Raw genomic sequence first — 14,004 nt, 5'->3', positions numbered from 1 at the left:
TTATTCCCAAAAATCTTTAGCTGGATCTAATACTGGTTTTATAATGCCAACTCTTATTACAAAATCACCAAAATCTTCTTCTTCATAACTTTCTTTAGCCCAATGTTCTATTAATTTGGAAATATGAGAAATGATTTCAATTTCATTAATATTTTCACGATACATTCGAGCTATTCTTGTGCCTATTCGGTTGCCACCAATATGCAAGTTATAACGACCTAATGCTTTACCTACTAAACCAATCTCAGCTAACATAGCCCTTCCACAACCATTCGGACAACCTGTAACACGCAATACTATATATTTTTCTCCTACACCATTAGATTGCATGATTTTTTCTATTTTTGTTAGAAAATTTGGCAAGAAACGTTCAGCTTCTGCCATAGCTAGCGGACATGTAGGAAAAGAGACACAAGCCATAGAGTTTTTTCTTTGTGATGATATATTTGCCATTAAACCATATTTAAGTGCAATTGATTCAATATCATTTTTTTTGTTCTCTGAAACGCCGGCTATAATTATATTTTGATTAGCAGTTATGCGAAAATAACCTTGATGGACTTTTGCTATTTCAGCAATTCCTTTTTTTAAAAAACATTTCTGACTATCTATGATACGTCCGTTTTGAATAAATAACGTTAAATGCCATTTTTTATCTATACCTTTGATCCAACCAATGCGGTCACCTCTGGTATTTAATTGATAAGGAATACTTTTTTGCAGTTTAACTCCTGATCTTGATTCTATTTCCTTTTTAAAAATTTTAATACCCACACGTTCTATTGTATACTTTGTTTTAGCATTTTTGCGGTTAGTACGATCCCCCCAATCTCGTTGTATAGTAATTACTGCTGTAGCTACATCTAGTACTTTTGCATATGGAAAGAAACCAAAGTCGGTAGCGGTACGAGGATAAGTGTTTTTATTACCATGTTCTAGAGATAAACCTCCTCCTATTAATAGATTAAAACCTATCAATTTCTCATTTTTTACAATTGCTATAAAATTAAGATCATTAGCATGTAAATCAACATCATTATGGGGAGGAATAACAAGTGTGATTTTAAATTTTCGTGGCAAATAAGTTTTACCTAATATAGGTTCTATATCTGTATTTACAATTTTATTTTTATCTAACCAAATTTCTGCATATGCTTTTGTACGAGGTAAGAGATGCTCAGAAAGTTTTTTCGCTAATTCAAAAATTTTCTTATGTAGATTCGATTCAAGAGGATTAGAAGTACATAGTATATTGCGATTAACATCATTAGCAGTAGCCAATGAATCTAAACCTATTTGATGTAACATTTTATGAGTTGATTTAATATTTTTTTTTAGAATACCATGCAATTGAAATGTTTGACGATTAGTTAAACGAATACTACCGTAAGTAGTTTTAGTGCTAGCAAAATTGTCAATAGCCAACCATTGCTCTGTGGTAATAACTCCACCTGGCAATCGACAACGTAACATTACAGAATGTAGAGGTTCTAGTTTTTGTTTAATACGTTCAGCTCTAATATCTCTGTTATCTTGCTGATACATTCCATGAAAACGAATTAATAAAAAATTATCTCCTGTAAAACCACCTGTGATTTCGTTCTCAAGATCTTGCACAATAGTACCACGTAAATAATTGCTTTGTTCTTTTACACGTTCAGCATCTTCTAATTTTCCTTTGATAATTAAAATACTATTTAGATCTTTTTCATTCATTAGTATACATCTCTTTTGTAACGGTGTTCAATACGCAAATCGTTTAGAAAATCTTCAGCTTTTGTAAAGTTCATATGACCATGTCTCGCAATAATTTCCAATAATACTTTTTCAACATCTTTTGCCATACTGTTAGCATTCCCACAAATATAAATATGCGCTCCTTCCTTAATCCAATACCATACATCATTTCCATTATCACGAATTTTATCTTGTATATAAATTTTTTCAGATTGGTCACGTGACCATGCTAAACTAATTTTATTTAGAAGACCCTTTTTTATATATTCTTGCCATTCCAATTGATATAAAAAATCCTCTGTAAAACAGTGATTACCGAAAAACAACCAATTTTTACCAGAAGCACCATCATATTCGCGCTGTTGCATAAATGCTCTAAAAGGAGAAATACCAGTACCAGCTCCAATCATAATTATTGGTAATGTGTGATCTAGAGGCAAACGAAAATGATCATTTCTTTCAATAAAAATATCAATCATATCTCCTTCTATACAATTAGATAACCAAGTAGAAGCACCTCCACCTCGAAAATAATTTTCAATATAAAAACTGACTATATTTACTGTAATATGTATTTCATTTTCCACTTCATTTTGTGAAGAAGATATAGAATACAATCTAGGTGTTAAAGGACGTAATAAACTAATTAGTTGTTCTGGTGTTAACTTGCTAGGATTTAAACGAATCATGTCAACAATAGGATATAAATTTGAGTATTTCGTTAGTTGATAATTATCATTTAATATAGAAAATAAATTGTTATTTTTTGATAAAATTGCGTATTTTTTGACTATATTCTTGCTATTTTTTGTTAATTCAAAATGCTTTTTTAAAGCATCTTTAATTAATAAAATTTTATTTTGAATTTTAACTTTTTCATTACCTTTTAAACCAACTAAATTTAATATTTCACTAATTAAATTAGTGTTGTTTTTATACCAAATCCCAAGAGCATCACCGGGATAATAATATATGTTAGATTTACTTATATCAATTTCAATATGACGTATATCTTTTTCTGAATTTTTACCTGTAATTTTTTGATTTACCAAACAGCATGCGTTAAAAGGATTATTTTTAGTATAATCAACACCTATATTTTTGTTAACGTTTTGTATGAAGTTTTTTTTGTCTTGTTTTAATAAATTATTTGTTATATAATATTTAAGTTGATTAATTAACAGGTTACACCATTTTTCCTTTTGATCTTCATAATTGATATCAGCGTCAACTCTATTTATCAACCTTTTTGCACCTAATGCATCTAATCTTTTATCGAAATCTTTCCCTGCTTTACTAAAAAATTCATATGAAGAATCTCCTAAACCAAATACCGCAAAAGAGGTATTAGTCATTTTGGGAGCTCTTTTAGACATTAAAAATTTGTATAAAGAAGTTGATTCTTCTGGTGGTTCACCTTCACCTTGAGTTGATATAATTAATATTAATATTTTTTCTTGTTGAATTTTTTTAAATTTATAATTACTAGCATTAATTAAATTAGTATTTAATTTAGCTGATTTAAGCTGCTCATTAAACCATTGTGCTAAACGTCTAGCATTTCCTGTTTGGGATGCTGATATAATTGTTATTATAGGTGTTTCTTCTTTTATAAATGTATTTTTATTAGCTATACCCCAGATGTAACCTGAAATCCATAATAACTGACTTTTTGATAAATCTATTGTAATTGACTGTAATTTATCCAATTGTTCTAAAGTAATTGGAATTTTAAATTCAGAAAATCCTAAAGAATTGTCCATCTCATTAAAAATGTCATTATTTAATATAATTTACTTGTAAAATCGATAATATGACTAAAGTTATCAAATTATCATTTGAAATTTAAATAAACCTTAAATATATCAAATAACTAAATAGAAAATAAACTAACATACATAATAATATTTACAATTCATCAAATCCAAATAATTCATATAATCAGATATTATATATGGAAATAATACTTTAGAAATTATTTAGAAGTTATAGGAAAAACAAATAACAAACTATATTGCTAATGGATTTTTCTAAAATAAATGAGCTCTTGCCAATTTATGATCTTTTAGACAAGAGTTATTTTAATGAAATTCTAAGATCAGAAAACATTACTAGTAAAAAAATGAGAGAAATTGATTTATAATCAATCAAAACTATACCCAATTCTTTCAAGTATGTTTAAAATAAATAATTATGAGATAATTGATATTATAGAGAAAAAACGTAACTTATATTTTTATTAATTATAACAAGCATATTATTCCTAATAGTCTTATTATTAATATAATTACCATTATTGAGGAGTAAAGAAATAATTTTTTGTCATTGTCATTTAGTTTTTTACTAAAAATTTTATTTCGGTAGATCTATGAAACGCTTATAACAATAATGGATAACTATTATTCATATTTATTATTAGTGAATATGATGACCCATATTTTTTCTGAACAGTAAATATTATAAGTACTACTATTTTCTATTAATTAAACATCTTCTAAAGAATTAATTTTATTTCCTAATTTTTACAGGTATATTTAGTTTCTCATAAATCAAAATTCACTAGACATGCCTTAACAACGCATAAAGGTAATTAGAATATCTGAATATAAACCTTCTCTCCTAATATTATAGGATATTTCATCTTGACTTATTGGTTTAATTATAGAATAATAAAATTAACTATTCAAAAATAGTTTTTTATAGTTCATAAATTACTTAAATAATAATATTATTATTTAATATATAGAAGTTTTTTACATTAATTAGCATTTCTATCTAAAAATAATTATGAGTGGTTTTATGACTAATTTTTTCTTCAATACGAATCAATTGATTATATTTAGCTATACGTTCAGAACGACTTAATGAACCTGTTTTAATTTGTCCTGCTGCAGTACCTACCGCTAAATCAGCAATTGTTGTATCTTCTGTTTCACCAGAACGATGAGATATTATTGTTTTATAATTAGCACTTTTTGCCATTTTAATGGCAGCTAAAGTTTCAGTTAGTGAACCAATTTGGTTATACTTTATTAGTATAGAATTAACAATTCCTTGATTTATACCTTTTTGCAGAATTTTAGTATTGGTTACAAATAAATCATCACCAACTAACTGCATTGTGTTTCCAAAAATTTTAGTTTGATTAGCAAAACCTTGCCAATCAGATTCATCTAGACCATCTTCAATAGAAGTAATTGGATATTTTTCAGTGAGTTCTTTTAAAAAATAAGTAAACTTATCTGAAGTAAATATTTTATTTTCTCCTTTTAAATGATATAGGTTGTTTTTATATAATTCAGAAGCAGCACAATCTATAGCTAAAGTAATATCAATACCCAATTTATAACCTGCACCTATTATAGCCTCACTTATAACTTCTAAAGCTTCAGTATTTGATTTTAAATTTGGTGCATATCCTCCCTCATCTCCTACATTTGTACTCATACCTTTTTTTCTAAGTACGATAGATAAATTATGAAATATTTCTGAACTCATACGTATAGCTTGTTTAATATTTTTAGCACCAATAGGTTGAATCATAAACTCTTGTATATCAACATTATTATCAGAATGCTTACCTCCATTAATTATATTTATCATAGGTAAAGGTATAGAATATTTTTTTGGTGTATCATTTAATTCAGCAATATGTTCATAAAGAAATAGATTTTTTGAAGCAGCAGCAGCTTTAGCATTAGCTAAAGAAACTGCTAAAATAGAGTTTGCACCAAGATTAGATTTATTTTCAGTACCGTCCAAATTAATCATGAAATTATCAATATCTTTCTGATCTCTAGCATCTTTATTTTTTATTGATTTACCTATAATGTTATTAATAATAGAAACGGCCTTAGTGACACCTCTTCCAAAAAAACGAGATGGATCTCCATCTCTTAATTCCAATGCTTCACGTGATCCTATAGAAGCACCAGATGGTACAGAAGCTATTCCTATAAAACCATTTTTTAAATGTACTTCTGCTTCTACGGTTGGGTGACCGCGGGAGTCGATGATTTCACGACCTATCACTTTTACAATTTTAGACATGATCATTATTCCTTAATATAATATTAATATTATACAATTAAAAAATAGCAATATTTCTATCGGTTTTTATGTATATATGCAGCTTTAATAAAATCAATAAATAGTGGATGACCATAACGAGGATTAGATTGAAATTCTGGATGAAATTGGCAAGCTATGAACCAAGGATGATCTGTTATTTCTATGATTTCAACTGATTTGTTATTTTTAGAACGCCCTGAAATCTTCAAACCGAATGATTCAATTTTTTTTAAAATCAAATTATTTACTTCGTAGCGATGTCTATGTCTTTCAGAAATTATTTCAGCATTATAAATTTGTCTTACTCTGCTATCTGATGTCAATTTACATTGCTTACTACCAAGACACATATTACCAATTAATTTATTTTGTTGAGAACTCATTGTAGTATATTTTTTGTTTTTATCTTTTATCAAATAGACTACTGGATTTTTACAATTAGGCATGAATTCTGTAGAATTAGCTTCTTTAACACCCACAACATTACGAATAAATTCTAGTATTGCTAATTGCATTCCTAAACAAATTCCTAAATAAGGAATTTTGTTTTCTCGAGCGTATTTTATTGCTATTAATTTACCTTCAATGCCCCGAGGACCGAAACCACCAGGTATTAAAATTGCCTCTAGTTTTTCTAATAATTTTATACCATGTATTTCAATATCTTGAGAATCAATCAATTGTATATTAACAGAAATTCTATTTTTTAAACCTCCATGTTTTAGAGCTTCAATTACTGATTTATAAGCATCTGGTAAAACGACATATTTACCGATGATGCCAATATTAACTTTACCTAAAGGATTAGACTCTTCATAAAGCACCGTATCCCATTCTGATAAATTTGCAGATGGTGTTGTTAGTTTGAAGAATTTACATATATAACTATCCAATTTTTGAGATTGAATCAATCTGGGTATTTTATATACAGAATCGATATCTTTTAGAGAGATAACAGCTTGTTTTGGTACATTACAAAATAAAGAAATTTTATTACGTTCATTATCGGGGAGATTAATGCTTGAACGACATATTATAACATTAGGTTGGATACCATTGGAAAGTAGTTCTTTCACTGATCGTTGAGTAGGTTTGGTTTTTAACTCATTAGCTGTATTTATATAAGGCACTAAAGTTAAATGTACGTACATGGTATGTTCAGCTCCCACATCAACTGACATCTGACGTATAGCTTCTAAAAATGGTAAAGACTCTATATCTCCTACCGTTCCTCCTATTTCAACTAAAACAAAATCATAATATTTTCCTCCAGTAATAATTTTTTCTTTAATAGCATTAGTTATATGAGGAATTACTTGTATGGTAGATCCTAAGTAATCACCTCTACGTTCTTTATGTAACACCTCTGAATATATTTGACCAGTAGTAAAATTATTTTTTCTAGACATTTTTGTATTAATAAAACGCTCATAATGTCCTAAATCTAAATCAGTTTCTGCTCCGTCTTCAGTAACAAAAACTTCACCGTGCTGGTTAGGATTCATAGTACCACAATCTACATTGATGTAAGGATCTAATTTAATTATAGTTACATTTAGATTACGAGCTTCTAGTACAGCTGCAAGAGAGGCTGTAGTAATTCCCTTACCTAAAGAAGAAATAACACCGCCGGTTATAAAAATATAATTTTGTATCATAATAAATTTAAAATTTAAAGTAAAATATGATAAACAAGACGGTATAATATTATATATTAAATATTGTATTACAACAATTAATTATTTTATTAACCTATATTACCAATATTCATTAGTTTTATTTATTTTATTATAATTATTCAATAAGAATACCTGTATTTGTTTGCTATGAATAATTAAATTTTATTTTCAGAAACAACTTTTCATTTACACTAATGGTATTAAGTTCTTGTTGTTAAGTTCTTGTTGTTTAAGAAGATTATATTAATCAATATTAAAATTTTAATTTATTGATTTCAATGTGTAATAATGATATAAATTAATAATAATTATAAAATAATTAATACAAAAAACAGATATAATCAATCATCTAGGTTAAATTGCTTATAATGTTATATTTCAATATTCATACAAATGAAAACTAAATAAAATATTGTATCTATTAATATGTTGTTTTATTTAGTTGTAATTTTAAAAATATCGATAGAACTTCAAGAAGTTATTATTAAATAAAGTAAAATAATCAACAATTATTATATAATTATCGGAAATCATATATGTCTATATGTAATAAAAATATACCAGATAATATGTTGTTAACTAAGAATATAATTTGCAAAAAAAATTATGGTCTCAATATATTAAAAGTAATACCTCGTAGTTTACATCGTAAAACGATTGGTTTATCTTATAATAAGATACCATTTTTTGGAAATGATATTTGGACATTGTATGAACTATCTTGGCTAAATAATAAAGGTTTACCACAGGTAAGCATAGGAAAAATAGTATTTGATTCTAGCAGTAAAAATTTAATAGACTCTAAGAGTTTTAAATTATATCTTCATAGTTTCATTCAAACTAAATTTGATACTTGGAGTGATTTACGTAATATTTTAGAACATAATTTAAGTATTTGTGTCAAAAGTAAAGTTTCTGTGTCATTGTTCCGCTTAAACGAAATTAAAGTGCAGTCTATAAACCATTTTAGAGGTTATTGTATTGATGAACAGGATATAGAAGTTGAAGATTATAATTTTAATTCAAGTTATTTATTAGGAGCAACAAGCAATAAAATAGTTACGGAAACGTTAATTAGTCATTTATTTAAATCTAATTGCCCAATTACTAATAATTCAGATTGTGGTTCAATTATGATTTATTATACAGGGTTTAGTATCAACTACGAATCACTTCTCCGTTATTTAATTTCGTTTCGTAACCAGAAAGAATTTCATGAACAATGCGTTGAACGAATATTTAATGATATATTGCATTTTTGTTGTCCAGAAAAACTAACAGTATATGTGAGATATACGCGTAGAGGAGGTATAGATATCAATCCTTGGCGTAGTAATGTACCATTTTCTCCTGTTTGTTTAAGATTAGTACGTCAATAATGAATACATTAAAATGTTATTTTAATCAATATTTAACATTGCAAATGTTTCCGCAGCAACTTAAAAGTTATTAAATATAATTTTAAGTTATTTAAATTAATAGTGTAATGTACAATTGATTTTTAGAGTAACTAATATTTACAAAATAAAATTTGCAATAGTGTTGAATATTAAGTATACTTATCTTAATAATAATATACAGCAAAAAGCGGGGTGGAGCAGTTTGGTAGCTCGTCGGGCTCATAACCCGAAGGCCGCTGGTTCAAATCCAGCTCCCGCAACCAGTATTTTATTAAGAGCTTAATTTTACCATTTAAATAAACATTCGTAAAATATGCAATTATGTTATAATCAATTTATAATTGGGTTATAGTTTTTTTAAACTAAAGTAAAAAGAGAACTTAATAATAAGTAGTTAATATTAAAGTTATATCTTTATATTGATTCCAATTAATATCAATTCATTAATTCTCAAAACATCTATACACAAAAATAATTAAATAAAGGTTATATGTGAAAAAAAGTAGCAATGAATTAATTCGTAGCTTTCGCCATACAGTACCCTATATTAATACTCATAGAGGTAAAATATTTGTTATAATGCTAAGTGGTGAAACAATTGCTAATAGTAATTTTTTTAATATTATTAATGATATAGGTTTAATACATAGTTTAGGTATTAGTTTGGTTCTAGTTTTCGGTGCACGCCCTCAAATAGATGCTTATATGTTACTGAATAACATTAAAGCTATCTACCATAAATTTATTCGTGTTACTAATAAAGAATCACTTGAAATAGTAAAACAGACAGCTGGTCTTTTGCAACTTGATATTACTTCTCTTTTGTCTATGTCATTGAATAATACTCCATTAAAAGGTATAAATATTAATGTTATTAGCGGTAATTTTATAACTGCTCAACCATTAGGCATAGAAGATGGTATAGATTATTGCCACAGTGGTAAAATACGTCGTATTGATACACAAGCAATTCATTATCAACTAAATAATAATGCTATTGTTTTATTAGGGCCTGTAGCAGTTTCTGTTACCGGTGAAAGTTTTAATTTAAATTCAGAAGAAATTGCGACACAGCTTGCTATTAAACTAAAAGCAGAAAAAATGATAGGATTTTGTTCTGAACAAGGAGTAATTAGTAATGACGGTAATATAATTTCCGAATTATTGCCAAAAAATGCTCAACATTACTTAAATGTTTTTAAAAAAAAAGAAAAAGATAATTTTTCAGATATAACACGCTTTCTACAAGGTTCAATTGAAGCATGTAGAAGTGGAGTTCATCGCTGTCATTTAATTAGTTATCGGGAAGACGGTTCTTTATTACAAGAACTATTTTCACGTGAGGGTATTGGTACACAAGTAGTAATGGAATCAGCTGAGCAGATAAGACAAGCAACTATCAATGATATAAAAGGAATATTGGAATTAATTCGCCCTCTTGAAAAGCAAGGTGTATTAGTTAGGAGATCTCGAGAACAATTAGAAATGGAAATTGATAAATTTATAATAATTACTAGAGATAATTTAATCATCGCTTGTGTGGCATTATATCCTTTTATGGAAGAAAATATAGGTGAAATGGCTTGCTTAGCTGTTCATCCCGATTACCGAAACTCATCCCGAGGAGAATTATTGTTACAAAAAATATCATCACAGGCTTGTAAAATGGGATTAAAGCAAATATTTGTTTTAACGACCAGAAGTATTCATTGGTTTCAAGAACGTGGTTTTAAACCAGTAAGTGTTGAGTTTTTACCAAAAATAAAAAAAGATATGTATAATTATCAAAGACTTTCCAAAGTTCTTGTGGCTGATTTAAATTAAAATACATGAATATATTCAATAAGCACTTTTATAATTACACAGTGCAATATCAATTTTATTAATTGTATGTTTATTAGGGCTTAATTTAATAATACTACTGTTATTAGAATTTTTATCTATACGACCTGAAATCATTCCCTTTATTTCATTAATAACTAATTTTTTTCTTCTTTATTATCTAATTTTAATAGATATTGATATAATCGAAGCACTTTTAATAGGAATAAAAAATTCCATATCTTTTATATAATCAACATTTTTAATATCTTTAAGATTAATACCTTGTATTATCTAATGTTTTAGATAAAATCACATCTACCCAATTATTAATATCTGATGACTTTTTTAATAATTTACATCTATATTGAATTATCTGATTTTCTAACCATTTTTGCTCGAATACTTTATTGAAAACTATTTTTTGAACAAATTATTTAATAAATTATATTAATAATACATATTATTAATATAATTGTAAGTCATTAATAAAATTTTTTATTTGCTTTCTTGGATTGTTTAATTGTTTTTAACTTTAATAAAAAAATCAAACTTGTTATTATTTTTTAGATCTAATAAACAATTCTTAATCAACTAATTAATAGAAATATTATGTATAATGTTTTAATGTTTGATTAGCTAGATATTTTATTGATTGATTTATTATCTGTTTTTTAGTTTTACATCTATTAATTTAATATCAATACAATGTAATTTATGAATATAATCCATTAATGTTTGCAGATTAGTATTATGATTACATTCTAACAAATAACCTAAAGCACTTTTGTATAAATCATTAGAATTGTTTTTTAATCCCTTTACAAAAGTTGAAATACCAATACTACAATGATAAATAGATCTAGTAACAGCTACATAGAGAAGTCGTAAGTCTTCATTTATTATGTATTCCTTATTTTCTTGATTAATTGGTATATCATCAAAATAATGATTTTTATTATTTACAGCAAAATTCAATGCAAATGGTAACCATACTATAGGATACTGTAAACCTTTTGATTTATGTATAGTAATAATACGTATGATATTGGTATCTTCTGTTAAACGTATTTGTTGATCAATAGATTGATTATCAGAATTGGCAATTTGTTTTAAAAAGAAATTTAACAGTTGATTTGGACCTGTTGATATTACATATTGAGTTTGTAGTAATTCACCCAAATGCATTAGATTTGTGAATCTAAGATTACCATCATGTGAAGCTACAATATTTTCTGTTATATATTGTGATATTATAATGTGTAGCATTGGTAGTAAACCATTTTTTTGCCATAATAATTTCCAATGAGAAAATTTATCAATCCAAATTTTTATTTTTTTATCATCATTTGATAATGATTCGATATAATCTAATCCTATAGAAAAAATTGAAGTTGCTAATGCTGTACGTATCAATTGTTTCTCTTTGGGATATTGTATTGCTTTCAGCAAGTAAAATAGCTCACGTGCTTCAATAGTATTATAAACACTGCCCAAATCAGAAAGATAACATGAGGAAATATTAAATAATTTTAGAGCACTGTGTATTAAATTGGCTTCACGACGATTACGCACTAGAATTGCAATATCAGAAGGTCGCAGTGCTTGCAAATCATTATTTTTCATTAAATATGCTTTTTTTTGATTACTAGCTGCAATCCACTGATGTATGTCAAAAGCGCATTGTTTAGCTATATCTTTTTCAAAATCATTTAGATGAATATTATTAACAGGATGTAACCACAAACACATAGAAGGATATTTATGTTCATTAAGAATAAATTTTAGTGATTGATTTTTAATAGAAGATTTAACTGGATTAAAAGTGATTTCAGAAGAAATAAATGGTAACTTTTGTTGTGTAAACAAGCAATTAACACTTTTAGTCATTTCTGTTGATGAACGCCAATTTATATCTAAAGTATAAATATCTTTAATATCATGACGCATATTAAAATATGTAGAAATATCAGCACCACGAAATGAATAAATTGATTGTTTTGGATCACCTATGATTATTAATGCATTTTTTGTTTGTTTTGAATAAATTTTAGAGAAAATTCGATATTGTTGGGGGTTAATATCCTGAAATTCATCAATTAATAATACTGGAAAATAATTTCTAATATTATTAGCTAATATATTAGCATTTGGCTGCTCTAAAGCTGCATCTAGATAATATAATAAATCATCAAAACTTACCAATCCTTGTAAAAGCTTCTCTTTCTTAAGACCATTGCTGATATCAATCAACGCTTCAGTAATAAAAATATTTCTCAAAGATAAAGGTTTAAACAAAAAATTATCTATAGCTTCAAATAATTTATGTTTAACATCTGAATTCATTGTGTTTTCTTGAATTATAGATTGTCTAAACCTTATGATTTCTTTTGGAACTTGATAGTCTAAAGTAATACTATTAGACCATATTGTTATTTTATCAATCCAATGTTTTAAATTCTTTTCGCTATAAATTCGTTTGTTAATGTTAATAGAATTAATATATAATAATATATCTCGATGATAGATTTTCCATATTTTTTTTATATCATGAATACGAGCTAAATTGTCAATGTGTTTTGATTCTAAATTTTCTGTACAACAACATGCATTGGTAATATCTTGTATATAGTTTTTTTGAAAAACATGATATATAGTAGAGAGAAAATCGTCTGCACTGTTCCATTCAGCTGATATTATACGTCCCAATTCTAATGACATAGAACAACATCTACTTTGCCAAAAATTTAAAGTGATTTTCTTTAATAATCTATACTCATCAGTTAGTAATACATTTCTGAATATTATGTTGAATTCATAATTAAAAGCCTTAAGTACTCTCATGCAAAAACCATGTATTGTATAAATACTTGCATTGTATATATTAAATTCAGCAATCAATAATCTTTCTATAGCCTTTTGCGGATCATCAATCTGATCAAGCAATAATTGATGCATATTATTATCACTTTTTCCTCGTATACAACTTAATCTTAGTTGATGTATATCACCGCGTATTCGTTGTCTTAATTCATTAGTAGCTGCTTCAGTAAAAGTTACTACAAGAATTTCTTCAACAGATAAAGGTCTATAATATGCATTTTGATTTTGTAATCCTAAAAGCAATCTTAAATATAGTAAACTAATAGTAAAAGTTTTCCCAGTTCCAGCTGAAGCTTCAATAAGTCTACTACCTTGTAGTGGTAGTGCTATGGGATTTAATATCTTAATATTTGTCTTGTTCACTGATATTATTATCTAATTTAAAAGTTGTTAATAATTTAAATTTATTTAGT

At 26.6% G+C, this 14,004-nt stretch carries 7 protein-coding genes and 1 tRNA gene; 3 read left to right on the top strand and 5 right to left on the bottom strand.

The window, feature by feature from the left end; genetic code table 11:
- The 4 genes from cysI to CRV11_RS02975 all read right to left on the bottom strand — a co-directional run bounded on the left by cysI (position 1) and on the right by CRV11_RS02975 (position 7,466).
- Positions 1 to 1,716: an assimilatory sulfite reductase (NADPH) hemoprotein subunit gene (gene cysI, locus CRV11_RS02990; RefSeq protein WP_136131857.1), complete on the bottom strand. Its 1,716-nt coding sequence runs from the start codon at positions 1,714 to 1,716 to the stop codon at positions 1 to 3.
- Positions 1,716 to 3,500, bottom strand: coding sequence for an NADPH-dependent assimilatory sulfite reductase flavoprotein subunit (gene cysJ / locus CRV11_RS02985; protein WP_136131856.1), 1,785 nt, complete (start codon positions 3,498 to 3,500; stop codon positions 1,716 to 1,718). The genes cysI and cysJ overlap by 1 nt, the downstream gene beginning before the upstream one ends.
- Before the next feature lie 1,012 nt (positions 3,501 to 4,512).
- Positions 4,513 to 5,787 (bottom strand): phosphopyruvate hydratase, encoded by a 1,275-nt coding sequence (eno, locus tag CRV11_RS02980; RefSeq protein ID WP_136131855.1) that lies wholly within the window; start codon positions 5,785 to 5,787, stop codon positions 4,513 to 4,515.
- Between the two features lie 56 nt (positions 5,788 to 5,843).
- Positions 5,844 to 7,466, bottom strand: coding sequence for a CTP synthase (locus tag CRV11_RS02975; RefSeq protein WP_136131854.1), 1,623 nt, complete (start codon positions 7,464 to 7,466; stop codon positions 5,844 to 5,846).
- Between the two features lie 557 nt (positions 7,467 to 8,023).
- Here CRV11_RS02975 and queF point away from each other — a divergent pair.
- The 3 genes from queF (at position 8,024) to argA (ending at position 10,711) form a co-directional block, all read left to right on the top strand.
- On the top strand, positions 8,024 to 8,866 hold the full coding sequence (gene queF / locus CRV11_RS02970; RefSeq protein WP_136131853.1) for an NADPH-dependent 7-cyano-7-deazaguanine reductase QueF: 843 nt from the start codon (positions 8,024 to 8,026) through the stop codon (positions 8,864 to 8,866).
- A gap of 207 nt (positions 8,867 to 9,073) precedes the next feature.
- Positions 9,074 to 9,150 (top strand) — tRNA-Met (locus tag CRV11_RS02965).
- Between the two features lie 229 nt (positions 9,151 to 9,379).
- Positions 9,380 to 10,711 (top strand): amino-acid N-acetyltransferase, encoded by a 1,332-nt coding sequence (gene argA / locus CRV11_RS02960; protein WP_136131852.1) that lies wholly within the window; start codon positions 9,380 to 9,382, stop codon positions 10,709 to 10,711.
- Positions 10,712 to 11,371: 660 nt separating this feature from the next.
- Here argA and recB read toward each other — a convergent pair.
- On the bottom strand, positions 11,372 to 13,954 hold the full coding sequence (gene recB / locus CRV11_RS02955; RefSeq protein WP_158674492.1) for an exodeoxyribonuclease V subunit beta: 2,583 nt from the start codon (positions 13,952 to 13,954) through the stop codon (positions 11,372 to 11,374).
- Between the last annotated feature and the right edge of the window lie 50 nt (positions 13,955 to 14,004).

The organism is Candidatus Pantoea edessiphila (genome assembly GCF_002933335.1).
Classification (GTDB): Bacteria; Pseudomonadota; Gammaproteobacteria; order Enterobacterales; family Enterobacteriaceae; genus Pantoea_C.
Note: the sequence above shows the minus strand (reverse complement) of the source record. Positions and strands in the feature narration are given on the sequence as shown.

What these genes read in the sequence shown, in the direction of transcription:
- eno (WP_136131855.1), bottom strand. Translation starts at nt 5,787, where the DNA reads ATGTCTAAAATTGTAAAAGTGATAGGTCGTGAAATCATCGACTCCCGC.
- CRV11_RS02975 (WP_136131854.1), bottom strand. Translation starts at nt 7,466, where the DNA reads ATGATACAAAATTATATTTTTATAACCGGCGGTGTTATTTCTTCTTTA.
- queF (WP_136131853.1), top strand. Translation starts at nt 8,024, where the DNA reads ATGTCTATATGTAATAAAAATATACCAGATAATATGTTGTTAACTAAG.
- cysJ (WP_136131856.1), bottom strand. Translation starts at nt 3,500, where the DNA reads ATGGACAATTCTTTAGGATTTTCTGAATTTAAAATTCCAATTACTTTA.
- cysI (WP_136131857.1), bottom strand. Translation starts at nt 1,716, where the DNA reads ATGAATGAAAAAGATCTAAATAGTATTTTAATTATCAAAGGAAAATTA.